Source organism: Pedobacter sp. (genome assembly GCF_045628745.1).
Classification (GTDB): domain Bacteria; phylum Bacteroidota; class Bacteroidia; order Sphingobacteriales; family Sphingobacteriaceae; genus Pedobacter.
The window spans coordinates 1-17,892 of sequence record NZ_JAZQPU010000417.1; the positions used below are offsets into that span (position 1 = coordinate 1).

General features: G+C 40.6%; 8 protein-coding genes. 7 read left to right on the top strand and 1 reads right to left on the bottom strand.

Annotated features, from left to right (window positions below):
- Nucleotides 1-563: UDP-N-acetylmuramoyl-tripeptide--D-alanyl-D-alanine ligase (locus tag ACR2F7_RS15020; protein WP_432714362.1), on the bottom strand; the 563-nt coding region annotated here is incomplete at its 3' end.
- Nucleotides 564-654: 91 nt separating this feature from the next.
- Between ACR2F7_RS15020 and ACR2F7_RS15025 the strand changes: the two genes are divergently transcribed.
- The 7 genes from ACR2F7_RS15025 to ACR2F7_RS15055 form a co-directional block, all read left to right on the top strand.
- Nucleotides 655-3,126, top strand: coding sequence for a M14 metallopeptidase family protein (locus ACR2F7_RS15025; RefSeq protein ID WP_432714363.1), 2,472 nt, complete (start codon nucleotides 655-657; stop codon nucleotides 3,124-3,126).
- Nucleotides 3,127-3,285: 159 nt separating this feature from the next.
- Nucleotides 3,286-6,507 carry a SusC/RagA family TonB-linked outer membrane protein gene (locus ACR2F7_RS15030; protein WP_432714364.1) on the top strand — a complete coding sequence of 1,074 codons (3,222 nt, stop codon included), beginning with the start codon at nucleotides 3,286-3,288 and terminating at the stop codon, nucleotides 6,505-6,507.
- A gap of 11 nt (nucleotides 6,508-6,518) precedes the next feature.
- Entirely contained in the window at nucleotides 6,519-7,997 is a 1,479-nt protein-coding gene (locus ACR2F7_RS15035) for a SusD/RagB family nutrient-binding outer membrane lipoprotein (RefSeq protein WP_432714365.1), read from the top strand.
- Between the two features lie 294 nt (nucleotides 7,998-8,291).
- Complete coding sequence (locus ACR2F7_RS15040; RefSeq protein WP_432714366.1) at nucleotides 8,292-11,534, top strand: SusC/RagA family TonB-linked outer membrane protein; 3,243 nt, start codon at nucleotides 8,292-8,294, stop codon at nucleotides 11,532-11,534.
- A 66-nt stretch (nucleotides 11,535-11,600) separates the two neighbouring features.
- Complete coding sequence (locus tag ACR2F7_RS15045) at nucleotides 11,601-13,019, top strand: SusD/RagB family nutrient-binding outer membrane lipoprotein (protein WP_432714367.1); 1,419 nt, start codon at nucleotides 11,601-11,603, stop codon at nucleotides 13,017-13,019.
- A gap of 483 nt (nucleotides 13,020-13,502) precedes the next feature.
- Complete coding sequence (locus ACR2F7_RS15050; RefSeq protein ID WP_432714368.1) at nucleotides 13,503-16,745, top strand: SusC/RagA family TonB-linked outer membrane protein; 3,243 nt, start codon at nucleotides 13,503-13,505, stop codon at nucleotides 16,743-16,745.
- Between the two features lie 23 nt (nucleotides 16,746-16,768).
- A partial coding sequence (locus tag ACR2F7_RS15055; RefSeq protein ID WP_432714369.1) for a SusD/RagB family nutrient-binding outer membrane lipoprotein occupies nucleotides 16,769-17,892 on the top strand: 1,124 nt, incomplete at its 3' end.

Below are 17,892 nucleotides of genomic sequence, written 5' to 3' on the forward strand. Positions count from 1 at the left end.
CCTTCAAAACCACCGAATCCTTCCAGGTGTGCCATGCCGATATTGGTAATCAGACCATGTGTAGGTTGCGCTATGCTGCATAAAAAGGCAATTTCCTGCTGGTGGTTGGCGCCCATTTCTATCACGGCAATTTCGATATCGTTGGTGATCGATAAGATGGAAAGTGGAACGCCAATATGGTTGTTCAAGTTCCCCTTCGTGGCAAAAGTTTTAAATTTTTCTGAAAGCACTGCCTTTAAGAGCTCTTTGGTGGTTGTTTTTCCATTGCTGCCGGTTAAACCGATTACAGGAATGCTTAACTGCTGACGGTGGTGTTTGGCCAAATCCTGCAGTGCAGTCAATACATCGGGTACCAGGATACAGCGATCGTTAAGCTGGTGGGCTTCTTCATCAATGACAACAAATGCAGCGCCATTTAACAAGGCCTGTTCTGCAAAGGTATTGGCATTGAAATTTTCCCCTTTTAAAGCGAAAAATATACAGCCTTTGCTAATGTTACGTGTATCGGTAGAGACAACAGGATGAAGGAGGTAATGCTGGTAAAGGTCTTGGATGTCTGCCATGAGAAGAATAATCGATTTTGTGTAGGTAAAATTACGTTATGTGCCACAAACAAAAAATAATCTTTAGTAAATTGGCTATATATTTTATGATATGAAGCGAATTTTACTTGTTTTACTTTTTTTTGTTGGTCTTTTTTCAGCAGTTGGACAAACCAAATCTCCAGATCAGTTTTTAGGCTACCCCCTTGGGAGTAAATTTACCATTCACCATAAAGTAAATGATTACTTTAAATATGTCGCTTCGCAGCATAAAAATATACAGCTGATCAGTTATGGCAAAACCTATGAAGGTAGAGAACTCCTGGTAGCTGTAATCTCTTCGCAGAATAATATAAACAACCTGGAGGACATCAGGAAAAACAATGTAGCCATGAGTAAAGCATCGGGCAGTTTGCAGGTAAAGAAACAACCAGCAATCTTGTGGCTGAGCTATAACGTACATGGAAATGAAGCCAGTTCTACAGAAACAGCCATGAAGATGATCTACACTTTATCCCAGGCTCAAACACCAGAAATACAGCAGTACTTAAACAATACAGTGGTGATGATTGACCCCTGTTTAAATCCTGATGGCAGAGACCGGTTTGTACAACATTTCAATAGTGTGGTAGGAATTGTTCCAGATGCGAATCCAAATGCTCGTGAACACCAGGAGCCATGGCCACGAGGCAGGGTAAATCACTATTATTTTGATTTAAACCGCGACTGGGCTTGGCAAACACAAATAGAAACTACAGGCCGTATTGCGCTATACCAGCAATGGATGCCGCAGGTGCATGTTGACTTTCACGAACAGAGTTACAACTCCCCTTATTATTTTGCACCTGCTGCAGAGCCTGTGCATGAAAGCATCAATAGCTGGCAACGCGAATTTCAGGTGATTGTGGGTAAAAATAACGCCAAACAATTTGATGCCCAGGGCTGGCAGTATTTTACTAAAGAATCCTTTGACCTGTTATATCCATCCTATGGAGATACCTATCCTTTATATAATGGTGCCATTGGCATGACCTATGAGCAGGGTGGTATTGGTGCCGGACTATCCGTTTTGACCGCTGCCGGCGATACATTAACGCTTAAAGATCGCATTGATCATCATTTCACCACTGGCATGGCTACTATTCAAACCGTTTCGGAACATGCTGAAAAGCTGGTGTCTGCCTTCAAAAGCTTTTTCGTCAATGCCAGCGCCAAACCTACAGGTCTTTATAAAAGCTATGTGGTTAAAGCCACACATTTATCGCGCTTAAAGAAACTCGCAGCCCTGCTTGATAAAAATCATATAGAATATAATTATGGTGGCGATCGCTCCTATGGTGGCCTTGACTTTGCAACCCGTAAAAAAGCCACATTTAAATTAGAAAGAAATGATTTGGTCATTAACATGCACCAGCCAAGGGCAACTTTAGCCAGTGTACTGTTTGAGCCTCAAACCAATGTTACCGATTCTAATACTTATGACATTACCGCCTGGGCATTGCCTTATGCCTATGGTTTACAGGCTTATGCTTTAACGGAGAGTATAAAAGGGAATTTCACGCAGCCTGGAGAGGAAAAAACAACCGCTATACAGGGCGGTAATCCTTATGCATGGGCTTTCTCCTGGAATACGGTCGAAGATGCCAAAGTGCTCATCGCCCTGCAGCAGGCAAAGCTTAGGGTAAGAATGGCCGAAGAAGCTTTCAGCAGTGAAGGTAAATCTTATCCGGCAGGGACCTTATTGGTTTATAGAAAGGAAAATGATCAACTGCAAGGGCAGCTGGCAGCAAAACTGCAGACAATAGCCACCACTCATCAGGTCCAATTGAATACCATCACTTCAGGCTTTGTAGAAAAGGGTAAAGATTTCGGCTCTTCTGTCTATCCCTTGCTTAAAATGCCAAAAGTAGCGGTTGTTTCTGGTGCTGAAACCTTTTCTCAATCTGTTGGTGAAGTTTGGAATTTCTTTGAGCAGGAGTTACACTATCCTGTTTCTATGCTGAGCGTGCAAAGTTTAGGTAGCCTGAATGTAGAAGAAGTGAACGTGTTGATTCTCCCTGCTGGCAATTACCCTAAAAACCTTCAGGAAAGTTTATTACCATGGGTGCAAAGTGGAGGCAAATTGATTTTAATGGAAGAGGCCATTAAAACCTTCGCAGGGGTAAAACCTTACGGCATCAAATTAAAAGAGTTCCCTAAACAGGAGCAGCCAAATTTCAAAAGCTATCGCGACAAGGGTAAAGATGATTTAAATAATGCTATTCCCGGTGCTATCTATAAGGTAAACCTAGACCACAGCCATCCCCTTACGTTAGGTTTGTCTCAATATTATACACTCATCTCCGACGATAAAATCTATGAACCGCTGGAAGATGGCTGGAATGTAGGGATGTTAAAACCCGGATCGTACGTTACCGGAATTGCAGGCGAAAATGCAAGGAAGAAAATGGAAAGTGGTCTTTTATTTGGTGTGCAGCCTCTAGGAAATGGAACAGTGGTTTATCTGGCTACAGATGTGCTCTTCAGGATGTTCTGGGAAAGCGGTAAACAGGTTTTCAGTAACGCAATCTTTGCTGTTCGTTAAAATTATTCATACAATTCACTAAGTTTTCTATGGGTCTTGTTTTCAGCATCTTACGGTTTATTTATTTAAATATTTTGTAGTTATTTTTAAGGAAATAAATTTGTTTTAATTTTTTTGGAGTGGTAAATTTATACTAACGATCACCAAAAACTTAAAGCAATGAAAAAACTACTACCATGTTTGTTAGTTTTCATGCTGTTCTCGCTTTTTACAATAGCACAACAACGAACAATTTCGGGTACCGTAACAGGAAGAGAAGATGGGTTGCCCATACCAGGGGCTACGGTAAAAATTAGAGGTGCACAAGGAGGTACGATGACAGATATGGAGGGAAAATTCTCTCTTGCTGTACCGGCTGGTGCTACTGGATTAGATATTTCTTCACTCGGTTATACCAGTCAAACGGTTAGCCTGGGGGCAGAAAATGTCATTAAGGTAACTTTATCCTCAGATGCGACTACTTTAGGCGAGGTAGTAGTGACGGCACAATCCATCAGAAGAGAAAAAAGAACCCTGGGTTATTCGGCACCAACCATTACCAGCCAGGAATTAACACAGGGACAAAATTCAAGCGCCATCAATTCCCTTACCGGTCGTGTTCCAGGGGTAAACATCACCACCACGTCTAACACACCAGGAAGTTCATCGAGGGTTGTGTTAAGGGGTGGTTCCTCCATTTCCGGTAACAACCAGGCGCTGATTGTTATCGATGGTATCCCTATAGATAACTCTAGTGTCATAGGAGGGGCATCAAGTCTGGAAAGCGTTGACTTTGGTAACCGTGGTAATGACATCAACCCCGATGACATTGCTTCTGTGACTGTCTTAAAAGGTCCGGCTGCGGCTGCCCTTTATGGATCAAGGGCTTCCAACGGTGCCTTAATTATCACCACTAAAAGCGGAACTGTAGGAAAGAAAAAAACTGAGATTACTTTTAGCAGCTCTAATTCCTTTTCCAGCATCTTAAAACTGCCTGATTTTCAAAATCAGTATGGAGAAGGTTATTATGACGGCGCTGAGTTTGTAAACGACCCCAAAGAAAACTGGAGCTGGGGCGCTCCCTTTACGGGTGAAATGCAGGAATGGGGACAGCAAATTGACGGTGTGCGCCAACAGAAGCCTTATGTAGCAGTCAAAGACAATATCCGTAATTTCTTTAAAACAGGTTTTGCTACAGACAATAACTTAAGCTTTTCTGGAGGTGGTGAAAAGACCAGCTTTTACCTGGGCTTAAATGCATTAAACTCTGATGGGGTATTTCCTGAAGATAAAGATGTCTTTGACAGGTATAACGTTCGGTTTAACGGAAAAGCCGAATTTAGCAATAAGTTTTCTGCAGGCATATCTTTCAACTATACTAATATCAAGAGTAACCAGATTGCCGGTGGCCAAAGTGGTGGCTCTGTGTATGATAATGTTTTACAAACACCAAGGGATATTCCACTAGATCAGTTGAGTGACCTAAACAATAAATATAATGGTTATGGCATTGTAACCGCAGATGGCGTAAGGCGAGATGACCTCTACGGTTATTATGGAGCCTATAGCTTAAACCCCTATTTTGTGTTGCAGAACTACGATAATTTTGATGATTTAAACAGGATTACAGGTAACTTTAATATAGGGTACAAGCCTGTGGAATGGCTAGATATCACAGAACGCTTAGGGGTGGATACCTATTCAGACCGAAGAAGGTTGCTGGCACCTAAATATAATTTCTTACCTGCAGATGAAGCAGGCAATTACTCTGAAGATAACGCACAAACAAATAACGGTTCTTACGAAATCGACCAGTATAACATCAACGAAATTGTCCATGATCTGATGATTACGGCCACCCATAAGTTTAATGAAGATTTTGAAGGTTCATTAATGATAGGTAATAACATTCGTCAGCGAAATACAAATACAAACGAAACCTCCACGAATACCAGCGGTGGTTTGGTGGTACCGGGCTATTACAACCTGGCCAATAGCAACGGACCGGTTTCTGTAGTTACTGATAATTATACCCGCAGGAGGTTAATTGGTTTATATGCCGATTTAAACGTAGCTTATAAAAACATGTTGTTCTTAGAGGTTACGGCAAGGAATGACTGGTCATCTACTTTACCATCAGAAAACCACTCTTTCTTTTACCCAAGTGTAAGTGGTTCCTTTTTGTTTTCAGAACTTTTAAAAGGCACTTCCGTTGCTAATTTTCTGGACTATGGAAAAATAAGGTCCAGCTATGCCCAGGTAGGTAATGACACCGATCCGTATCAATTATTTACCACCTTTACCAGGGGAGAGATATTAAGCAATTTTGGCAGTACCACCTTTCCTTTTGGAAATGTGGCCGCCTTAATGGCAAATACAACAATAGGTAATGAGCAGTTGAAGCCAGAAAAAACCAGTTCTTTTGAAATTGGTACAGAGCTAGGCTTTTTAGACAACAGGATATCTTTAGATTTTAGTTATTACGCCAATAAATCAAAAAACCAGATCTTAAGCATCCCTATTCCTAATTCCACCGGTTATGGTTTTAGTGTGGTCAATGCCGGGGAGATTCAAAACAAAGGGGTGGAACTTAGCTTAAGAGGAACACCAATTAAAACCGCTACCGGTTTTTCAGTTGAGTTGTTTGGTACTTATACCAAGAACAACAGTAAAGTGATAGAACTGTTGCCAGGTATTGATCAGGTTGCATTAGGTGGGTACTCGGGTATGTCTATTGTTGCTGCTGTAGGTAAACCCTATGGACAATTTTTTGCCGTAAAAAACGCCACAGATGCTCAAGGCAGAACAATTATAGACCCAGAAACAGGCTTGCCATTGCCAACCTCATCAGCACAATACCTGGGCAGCTATAATCCACAATACCAGGCTTCGCTAGGCGCTAATGTTAAGTACAAAAACTTCAGCATGAATGTGCTCTTTGACACTAAACATGGGGGCATATTTTATTCCAGAACAAGAGATTTACTTGGTTTTGTGGGCGCCTCAGAAGAGTCTGGTGGAGATAGAATTGATGTGGTCTTTCCAAATTCGGTTTACCTGGATGAAAACGGAAACAGTGTGCCCAATACCGATATCACCTACCTTAAACAGGATTATTACTCAGACCTGTTACCCGGACAGCACATTGTTGACGCCTCCTTTGTTAAACTGCGTACACTTTCACTGGCTTATACCTTCAACAGAGGACAGCTTGAGAAAACACCTTTTGGTGAAGTGACCGTTGGGTTATTTGGAAATAACTTATTTATCTGGACCCCAAGTTCCAATAAGTTCGCCGATCCTGAGGTTAACTCTGCAGGCGCTGGAAACACACAGGGATTTGATTATACAGCACAGCCCTCAATCAGAAATTTCGGATTTAACATTAGGGCCTCCTTTTAAAGCATCATATCATGAAAACACAATATAATATATACAGGATAAAAAAACTCTTGGTTCTGCTGATCATCAGCACCATAGGAATTGCCGGATGTAAGAAGTTTTTAGATGTTAACGAGAATCCAAATAACCCTGATACGGCTACGCCTACCTTACTTTTGCCTACAGTACAAGCCGCAATTGGTCAGTTGGTTGGCAACAGTTACCAGGTTTATGGAAATATTTGGGCGCAGTTCTGGACGCAAAGCCCTACCTCCTCCCAATATAGAGCATTAGAGCAATACAATGCTACTAACACAGATTTCGACAGGGCATGGTTAATTACTTATCGTAATGCTTTGCAAAATGCACAGTTGATCATCAACAGCAATGTGCCCAATAGCGATCAGATTAAGGGAATAGCCTACCTGTTGAAAGCTTATACCTATCAGTTGACAACAGATGGTTATGGCGACATTCCCTTAAGGGAAGCTTTGAAAGGGAATGAATTTGGCAGTCCACATTACGATAGTCAGGAACTGGTTTATGATAGCATATTTAACTATATTGACCTGGGTATAGCGGCATTGAATGTAAGCAATGCGATTAGTCCGGGAGAACAAGATATTATTTTTCAGGGTGACACGGAGGCGTGGCTGGCTTTTGCAAACACGTTAAAATTAAGGGCTTATTTAAGGCTGTCGGAAGTAGATGCTGCAAAAGCGCAGGCAGGTATTGCTGCCCTATACAGTGCAAATGCAATATTTTTAACACAAGATGCCAGTATAGCCTATACCACTACCGGTGGAAATGACAATCCACTCTATAATGAGGTAGTCGGTTTGGGAAGAACGCAAAACCTGGTGGCCAGTGCTACAGCTGTGCAGCAGTTCAACAGAAACAATGACCCAAGGGTAATGGAGTATTACGATGCCAACGTTGATGCGGCTACCAATACACCAGAAGATACCATTGCTTATATACCGCAAGGAACTTACAGAGATAATACCGATAAGAGGGTATCGCCACCATCTTCACTTTCAGGGGCGAGGGCTTCAGATCCACAATCTGCTTCAGCACCCGTTAAACTCATCTCTGCTGCAGAAAGTTACTTTTTACAGGCAGAAGCAGCTTCCCGGGGATGGGGTACAGGTGATGTAACCAGTTTATTTGCCCAGGGCATCAGGGAAAGTTTCGAGGCCTGTGGTATTGCTGATGAGGCCGCTGCATATATTGCCAATGCACCAGATGCCCAATTAACAGGTGTTGTTGCGAACGACCTCAAGCTGATCATTACGCAGAAATATTATGCGATGTGTGGTTTTCAAGGATTTGAAGCCTGGACAGAGTGGCGGAGAACAGGCTATCCAGATTTTCTGGTGGAATCTGCCTCCTCTATTATCGGTGCCGGAAGAATGCCGCTGCGGTTTTTGTATCCGAATACAGAAATCAACACCAATTTGAATTTTCCTGGCTCCATACTTATTTATGAACCTGTGTGGTGGGATAAATAACTTTTTCTGTAACACCTCCTAATTATATTTAGGTGACATCTTGTTATCTACAAAGATTGAAAATTAAGCATTAGTTAGGTACTAATGCTTTTTTATTACACGCCTTTCTTTTTTAAAGTTTACCTTAAGCCAAGGTAAAAATATTCATTTTTGAATTGCCTATTAATTTAGGTTCTTTCTCAGAAAGATGTATAACTAACTGATAATGAGGTAACAAATGACCATGGTTCTTTTTTTTAAAGTTTGGAATTGAATATCTTAGAGAATAGATTATTCACCTAAATATCAGAACTCATGAAAAAACTTTTACAAAGTTTGTTCATTTTTTTGCTGCTTGCGGCTACGGCAACAGCTCAACAACGAACAATCACGGGAACAGTAACTGGCCAGGATGATGGGCTGCCAGTGCCAGGAGTTAGTATTAAAATAGCAGGAACGGCCGTAGGAACAAGTTCTGCATCAGATGGAAAATATGCCATAGTGGTGCCACCAGATGCTAAGGCTTTAGAATTCTCCTCTATTGGGTATACATCGCAAACACAAACCATCGGCACCTCAAATGTCATCAATGTAGTTTTAGTAGCCAGTGCACAATCGCTCTCCGAGGTGGTTGTAACCGCATTGGGCATCCGGCGTTTAAAGAATGAATTGCCCTATGCAGCACAGGAAGTGAAGGGCGAGGACTTAACCCGCACCCGGGATGTGAACTTTATTAACGGCTTATCGGGTAAAGTTGCCGGTTTAGACATCAAGCAGTCCAATGCCATGGGTGGCTCTACTAACGTGGTGATGCGTGGTTATAAATCCTTAACAGGAAATAACCAGGCCTTATTTGTTATCGATGGGGTGCCAATTAGTAATGCCAACACCAATACCACCGACCAGACAACTGGTAGGGGCGGTTATGATTATGGTAATGCGGCGGCTGATGTGAATCCGGATGACATTGAATCTGTCAACGTGTTAAAAGGTGCTGCGGCATCCGCTTTATACGGTTCAAGAGCAGCCAATGGGGTCATCATGATTACCACCAAAAGAGGTAAAAAGAATTCCCTGGGCATCACAGTTAATACGGGTGTCACTTTTGGTAAGATCGATAAAAGCACTTTTGCTAAATACCAAAGAGAGTATGGTGCAGGTTATGTCAATGAATATTCGCTGGACGCCAACGGTAATCTTGCCGGATATGATTCTCCGGATCGTAATTTCTGGTATAGGGATGTTTTTGGTCAGGGACTAAGTTTGATTACGCCATTTACCGAAGATGCCTCTTATGGAGGGGCCTTTGACCCGAACTTATTGGTGTATCAATGGGATGCCTTTGACCCAAATTCGCCTAACTATGGCAAAGCAACACCTTGGGTAGCTGGCGCAAATGACCCAAGTACATTTTATAAAACTGGTGTCAACTCCTCTCAAAGTGTAACTGTAGAGGGTGGTAGTGAAAATACGACCTTTAAATTCGGCTATTTAAGAAACGATGAAACCGGTGTATTGCCAAATAGTAAGATCACCAGAAATAATTTCAATTTAAATGGCGACCATAACATCACCAAAAACTTAACCATTTCTACAAGTGCCAATTACACCAATGTAAACGGTAAAGGCCGTTATGGTACAGGTTACGATAGTGCCAACCCTAACCAGCAGTTCAGGCAATGGTGGCAAAATAACGTTGACATCAAGGAACAAAAGGCCGCTTATGAACGTGCAGAACGGAATATTACCTGGAACTGGGCTGATGAGAATGCCACAGGACCAATTTATTCTAACAACCCTTATTGGCAACGTTATAAAAACGTGGAAAATGACTCTAGGGATCGCTATTTCGGTAATGTTGCCGTTACCTGGAAACCATTGGAGTGGTTTGATGTGATGGGTCGTGTAACTTATGATGGATCTAGTGAACAACAAGAAGAGCGGATTGCAGTTGGGGGGTCAGATATTTCTGAATATTCCCGCTTTAACCGTACGGCTAATGAAATCAACTATGATTTATTGCTGAACTTCAACAAAAACATTACCCCAGATTTAACCTTTAAAGGTTTATTAGGTAGTAACTTAAGGCGAAATAGCCTGAATTCTATTTTTGCAGAAACCAATGGTGGTTTAGCCATCGAGAACTTTTATGCGCTTTCCAGCTCGGTCAACTTAATCAACCCTCCGGTTGAAAAATATGAGCGTGTAGCCGTAGACGGTATATTTGCAAGTGCTAATTTTGGCTATAAAGAATTTGTTTTTGTAGATGCCAGTATTCGTCGCGACCAGAGTACCACCTTACCAACCGAAGACAACAGTTATTGGTATCCTTCTATTGCCGGTAGTTTTGTGTTTTCTAATCTATTGAAAGACATGAGCTGGTTGAGTTCAGCAAAGGCACGTATAAATTATGCTGAAGTAGGTAATGATGCTGCCGCCTTAAGCTTGTATGATACTTATACCATTACCACGGTGTTTGGCAACAATATGCTTACCTCTTTGCCTATCAATAAAAACAATGCAAACTTAAAGCCTGAAAGAACAAAAAGTGTGGAAGCGGGTTTAGAGGCAAGTTTCTTAAATTCTAGAGTTGGTTTTGATGTCAGTTATTATCGTTCCACTTCTGTAGATCAGATCATGGCGGTAGACGTTTCTACTACCACTGGTTATGGAAGAAATTTTGTGAATGCCGGTTCGGTAAGAAACGAAGGGGTGGAGCTTTCTGCTTTTGTTACGCCGATAAGAACAACTGATTTTACCTGGGGCTTAAACCTTAACTTCTCTAAAAACAAAAATAAGGTCATTGAATTATACGAGACCAATACAAATCTTCAATTGGGTACCTTTCAAGGAGGTGTAACGCTTAACGCTACCGTTGGCCAGCCTTTCGGTACTTTAAGAGGTAGAGGTTTTGTATATAACAATGGCGAAAAAGTGGTTGGTGAAGATGGTTATTATGTTTTTGGACCAGCGAATTCCATTATTGGTGATGTTAACCCAAAATGGCAGGGCGGTATCCAGAACAACATCAAATATAAAAGTTTAGGTTTAAGCTTTCTAATTGATATTAAAAAAGGAGGCAGTGTTTTCTCTCTTGACCAATATTACGGACAAGCTTCAGGGATCTATCCCGAATCTGCTGGCCTCAATGATTTAGGTAATCCAAAAAGGGTGCCTATCAGTGAAGGAGGTGGGGTAATTCTGCCTGGCGTACAAGCCGATGGAACACCCAATACGGTAAGGGTTGAAGCCTTTGATAGTGCAGTTACCCCTTATGGTTATTCAAATAACCCTCAGGAGGCCTTTGTTTACGACGCTGGTTTTGTTAAACTCCGTGAAGCAGCTTTAACCTACACCTTGCCAGGAACATGGATGCCTACTAAGGCTGTTAAAGGCATTGATGTTTCTTTGGTAGGGCGTAACCTCTGGGTGATCCATAGTAATGTTCCTTATGCTGATCCTGAAGCAGGTTTGAGCTCTGGTAACATTCAGGGTTATCAAAGTGGTGCCTATCCTTCCGTAAGGACCTTTGGTTTCAACGTAAAGTTTAGGTTTTAGCCTTGTCAATGATCAATTTAAAAAGATAACCCCTGAAATCACCGTTCAAAATTAATTTTTATACCGATGAAAAAACTATTGATATATATATTGCCAGTGATGCTGCTCGTCTCCTGTGCAAAAGATCTAGATGAATATAATGTGGACCAGAAGAATCCTACCATGGTTGATGCCAATTCATTGTTTGGTAATGCAGTGAAGGAGCTCTCTGATAACCAGGCATCATCAAGCATCAACGTGAACATATTCAGGTTGTGGGTGCAGCATTGGACCACCACCACCTACCAGGATGAACCCCGGTATAACTTTATCACCAGGAATATTCCTTTAGCCTACTGGACCCCCTTTTACCGGGAAGTTTTACAGGATTTAAAAGAAAGTCGCAGGTTAACCGATGAGAACACCACCCTAAGTGAGGCGGAAAAAAACAACCGTATTGCTTTGATTGAAGTGGTGTCTGTATATACATGGTCTATTTTGGTCAATACATGGGGCGATGTACCCTATACAGAAGCCATTAGCACGGTCAATCAACCGAAATACGATAAAGCAGCAGATATTTACGCTGATTTGTTTAAACGTCTTGATGCGGCAATTGCTTTAATGACGCCAGGTTCAAACTTTGGCTCTGCAGATTTACTGTATAACGATGATACTTCTGGCTGGATAAAGTTTGCACACAGTTTAAAAATGAAATTGGCCATTACCATTGCAGATGTGGATGAGAACCTTGCGCGTACCGCCATCCAATCGTCTGCACCTAATGCTTTTACCAGTAATGCTGATAATGCTTCATTTGCATACAGGAATGCACCACCTAACAACAACCCAATCTCCAATTCACTAAACCCTATTTATACCACCCGTCAGGATTTTATTGCCGGCATTACTTTAGTCAATAAAATGAATGCTACCGAAGATCCACGCAGACCTTTTTATTTCACTACAGTAAACGGCAATTATGTTGGCGGACAGATAGGGGTAAACAACAATTATGCAAACTTTTCGCATATCAGTGAGAAAATTATCAACCCGGAGTTTGAGGCTTTGTTGTTAGATTATGCTGAAGTTGAATTTATTTTAGCAGAGGCGGCGGCCAGATGGGGTATATTAGGGACCCCCGCAGAACATTATAACAATGCGATAACAGCCTCCATCACTTATTGGGGTGGCACAGCAGCACAGGTAGCAACATATTTGGCAATGCCAACAGTTGCTTATGCCAGTGCCGCAGGCGACTATAAGCAGAAAATTGGCGAGCAGAAATATATTGCCCTTTATAACCGGGGTAACGATGCCTGGACAGAATGGCGCCGTTTAGACTATCCTCGGCTTACACCTGCTGCAAATGCTTTAAGTGTAATACCACTTCGCTTAACTTATCCAACCAGTGAGCGTACCTTAAATAGTGCTAATGTAGAAAGTGCTGCCGCTTCAATAGGTGGCGATGAGGTAAGTACAAAGATTTTTTGGGATAAGTTTTAAGCCATATTTATCGTCATCAAAAAAGCCTGTATCAGCAATGAGCAGGCTTTTTTGGTATATATCCTATTTTGAGTTATTACTTTTCTGCCAAGTATTGAAAGGTAGGTGACGGGTGTGTTCCAACTAAGGGTGAGTCCACGGTGAGTCCACATTGAGTCCACAGTGAGTCCACGTTTAGCCAAACAAAGGGTGGACTGACTGTGGACTCAGGGTGCTCTCACCCTGGTGTCATGATTAGCCCGCTACAAACAGTCCCTTAATTAAGCTTCGTTTTTTTCAACAGCCTCTATCAGCGAGGCTCAACCGTTTTTAATGGCAAATAGCCTCTATTCATTAATTTACCTTAACGACATTCCTTACAATATTTTGTATCGTTTTCTTAATTTATTAAGAAAACTTCAAAATAATATGCGGAAATATACAATTTTGTATGTTTAAACAAATATATTTAGGGATTATTATTCACCTAAATTTAAAAATTTCATGAAAAAACTTCTACAAAGTTTGTTCGTTTTTATGCTTGTTGCTACCTCAGCAATGGCACAACAACGAACAATCACTGGTACAGTTACTGGTAAAGATGATGGTCTTCCAATACCCGGTGTTAGTGTTAGAGTTAAGGGTTCCACATCAGGAACAAGTGCGTCTGGAGATGGTAAGTACACAATCAGTGTTCCTACTAATGCGACAGAAATTGAATTTTCTTCCATAGGTTATGCTCCACAAACCAGAGCGATAGGCACTGGAAATGTAATTAATGTTGTCCTTTCAGGCGATGCACAATCTTTAAACGAGGTTGTGGTAACGGCTTTAGGTATCCGTCGTAACAAAAATGAGTTACCCTATGCAGCTCAGGAAGTTAAAGGCGAAGATTTAACCCGTTCAAGAGATAACAACTTTGTTAACGGTTTATCTGGTAAAGTTGCCGGTTTAGAGATTAAACAATCAAATACCATGGGTGGATCTACCAACGTAGTGATGAGGGGTTTCAAATCTTTAACAGGTAATAACCAGGCTTTATTTGTTGTTGATGGTGTGCCAATTAGCAATGCCAATACAAATGGTTCAACACAGGCCCAAGGCGGTGGTGGCTACGATTATGGTAGTGCTGCGGCAGATATTAATCCAGATGATATAGCTTCTGTAAACGTACTGAAAGGTGCTGCTGCAACAGCTTTATACGGATCAAGAGCTGCAAACGGTGTCATCATGATTACCACGAAGAAAGGTAAAAAAAATTCATTAGGTATTACAGTTAATACAGGTGTAACTTTTGGTAAAATTGACAAAAGTACATTTGCTAAATACCAAAATGAATACGGTGCTGGTTACGTAAATGAATACTCTAAAGATAGCAAAGGTAACCCTGCAGGTTATGATTCGCCAGATCGTAATTTCTGGTATGAAGATGTTTTTGGAAAAGGAAATAGCTCAATTACACCATTTACAGAAGATGCTTCTTATGGTGGTGCTTTCAATCCAAACACTTTAGTTTTTCAATGGAATGCATTTGACCCTACTTCTCCAAATTATGGAAAAGCAACACCATGGGTTGGCGCAGCAAATGGTCCGGCAGACTTTTATAAAACTGCTGTAAGTTCTTCACAAAGTATCAGTCTTGATGGCGGAAGTGAAAATACAACTTTCAAATTTGGTTATTTAAGAAGTGATGAAACAGGTGTTTTACCAAACAGTAAGATCACTAAAAACAACTTTAACTTCGCTGGTGATCATAACATCACTAAAAACTTAACTTTAAGCGCATCTGCTAATTATACTAGCGTTGCAGGTTTAGGCCGTTACGGAACTGGTTATGATGGAAACAACCCAAATCAGCAATTCAGACAATGGTGGCAAACTAACGTTGACATCAAAGAATTAAAGGATGCCTACAACAGGCAAGAACAAAACGTAACCTGGAACTGGTCTGATGCAACGGCTACTAAGCCAATTTATTCAAACAACCCTTACTGGTCAAGATACGAAAATCTTGAAAATGATTCAAGAGACAGGTATTTTGGTAATGTTGCCTTAACATGGAAACCATTAGAATGGTTAGATGTAATGGGTCGTGTAACTTATGATGGTTCTAACGAAATGCAGGAAGAACGTCTTGCAGTAGGTGGTGCTGAAGTTGCTGAATACAGCAGGTATAACAGAACTGCAGCGGAGACTAACTTTGATTTATTGGTAAATTTCAATAAAAATATTTCAGAAGACATCAGTTTCAAAGGTTTATTAGGTAGCAACTTAAGAAGAACTAATTTATCTTCTATCGATGCTTCAACTAACGGTGGTTTAGTTGTTCCTGGTTTATACTCTTTATCAAACTCTGTAAACTTAATTACTGCTCCTGTAGAAGGTTATTCTCGTACAGCTGTTGATGGTTTATTTGCAAGTGCTACTTTTGGTTACAAAGAGTTAGCCTTTATTGATGCTACACTTCGTCGTGATCAATCTACTACTTTACCTGTAGACAACAATACATACTGGTACCCATCGGTTGCTGGTAGTTTTGTTTTCTCTAATTTAATGAAAGATTCAAATTGGTTGAACTATGGTAAATTCCGTATCAACTATGCAGAAGTTGGTAACGATGCCTCTGCTTTAAGTTTATATGATACCTATTTGATTAACCCGGTATATGATGGAAATTTATTGACTTCATTGCCAGTTAACAAAAACAATGCAAACCTTTTGCCTGAGCGTACTAAAAGTGTTGAGGCTGGTTTAGAAGCAAACTTCTATAAAGGCAGATTTGGTTTTGACTTCAGTTATTACCGTTCAACTTCAGTTAATCAAATTATGGCTGTAGACGTATCTACTGCTACTGGTTACGGTAGAAAATATGTAAATGCTGGTTCAGTAAGAAACCAGGGTGTTGAGCTTTCAGCTTTCGTTCTTCCAGTAAGGTCACAAGATTTTACATGGACATTAAACGTAAACTGGTCTAGAAACAGAAACATGGTTACGGAGTTATACGAAGACAATGATAATCTTCAGCTAGCTTCTTTCCAGGGTGGTGTTACTTTAAATGCAACTGTTGGTCAGCCTTTCGGTACTTTAAGAGGACAAGGTTTTGTTTATGTAGATGGACAAAAACAAGTTGATGCTGATGGTTACTACACAATGGGTCCAAAAAACTCAATCATTGGTGATGTTAACCCTAACTGGAGCGCAGGTATCCAAAATAATTTCAGGTATAAAGATTTCAGCTTAAGTTTCTTAGTTGACATTAAAAAAGGAGGAAGTATTTTCTCACTTGATCAATACTATGGACAAGCAACTGGTTTATATCCAATCACTGCAGGTGTAAATGATTTAGGAAATCCAAAAAGATCTCCAATCAGTGCAGGTGGTGGTGTAGTTTTACCAGGTGTACAAGCTGATGGAACGCCTAATACAGTAAGAGTTGAAGCTTATGACAATGCTGTAACCCCTTACGGTTATTCAAACAACCCACAAGAAGCTTTTGTTTACGATGCTGGTTTTATCAAATTACGTGAAGCTGCCTTAACTTACTCTTTACCAAAAAGATGGTTAGGTGAAAAAGCAATTAAAGGTGTTGATGTATCGTTAGTTGGTCGTAACCTTTGGGTAATTCACAGTAATGTTCCTTTTGCTGATCCAGAAGCTGGTTTAAGTTCAGGAAACGTACAAGGATACCAAAGTGGAGCATATCCTTCAGTAAGAACAGTTGGTTTCAACTTTAAGTTTAGATTTTAATCCGGCTAATTACAAGAACAATCATGAAAAAATTATTAATATTGATATTGCCAGTGGTGTTGTTAGCCTCTTGTGCAAAGAATTTAGACGAGTACAATATTGACCAGAAGAACCCATCAGCGGTTTCTGCAGGATCGTTATTTGGAAACGCGCTGAAACAATTGACTTCAAACCAAACTACACCAAGTGTAAACGTAAATGTGTTTAGGTTTTGGATGCAGCAATGGACGGCTACTACTTACCAGGATGAGCCAAGGTATAACATTACCACCAGAAACATCCCTTTAAACTACTGGACGCCATTTTACCGCGAAGTATTGCAGGATTTGAAAGAAAGCAAAAGACTTACTGAGACTGATGCTACTTTATCTGCACCTGTTAAAAACAACCGTATTGCAGTAACTGAAATAGCATCTATATATACTTGGTCTGTTTTAGTGAATACTTGGGGCGATGTTCCTTATTCTGAAGCTTTAAGTACTGTAAATCAACCTAAATATGATAAAGCAGCTGATATCTATGCTGATTTATTGAAACGTTTAGATGTTGCCATTGCACAGATGACTGCAGGTTCAAACTTTGGTTCTACAGATTTATTGTACCATGACAATACTGCTGCATGGATTAAATTTGCACATAGTTTAAAATTGAAATTAGCGATTACCCTTGCTGATGTTGATGAAGCTACTGCCAAAGCTGCTATTCAGGCTTCTGCAGATAAAGCTTTTACCAGCAATGCTGATAACGCTGTTTTCGCTTACTTAGGCCAAACACCTAATAACAACCCAATTTCTGACAACCTTAATGCTATTTATACAAGCAGACAAGATTATGTTGCTGCTGAAACTTTAGTAGATAAATTGAATAAGCTTGAAGACCCAAGAAGACCGTTTTTCTTTACCAAAGTAGGTGAAGTTTATAAAGGTGGTTTAATTGGAATCAACAATTCTTATTCTAATTATTCTCATGTAGCTGATGCTATTATTCAATCTAATTTTGAAGCGCTATTATTAGATTACTCAGAAGTTGAGTTTATTTTAGCTGAAGCCGCTGCAAGATGGGGAGTTACAGGTACGCCTGATGACCATTATACAAAAGCGGTTACTGCCTCTATCCTTTATTGGGGTGGTACAGCAGCAGATGCTAA

Bases quoted from the DNA above. Each gene is read 5' to 3' on its own strand.
- ACR2F7_RS15030 (WP_432714364.1), top strand. From the start codon at position 3,286: ATGAAAAAACTACTACCATGTTTGTTAGTTTTCATGCTGTTCTCGCTT.
- ACR2F7_RS15035 (WP_432714365.1), top strand. From the start codon at position 6,519: ATGAAAACACAATATAATATATACAGGATAAAAAAACTCTTGGTTCTG.
- ACR2F7_RS15040 (WP_432714366.1), top strand. From the start codon at position 8,292: ATGAAAAAACTTTTACAAAGTTTGTTCATTTTTTTGCTGCTTGCGGCT.
- ACR2F7_RS15050 (WP_432714368.1), top strand. From the start codon at position 13,503: ATGAAAAAACTTCTACAAAGTTTGTTCGTTTTTATGCTTGTTGCTACC.
- ACR2F7_RS15025 (WP_432714363.1), top strand. From the start codon at position 655: ATGAAGCGAATTTTACTTGTTTTACTTTTTTTTGTTGGTCTTTTTTCA.
- ACR2F7_RS15045 (WP_432714367.1), top strand. From the start codon at position 11,601: ATGAAAAAACTATTGATATATATATTGCCAGTGATGCTGCTCGTCTCC.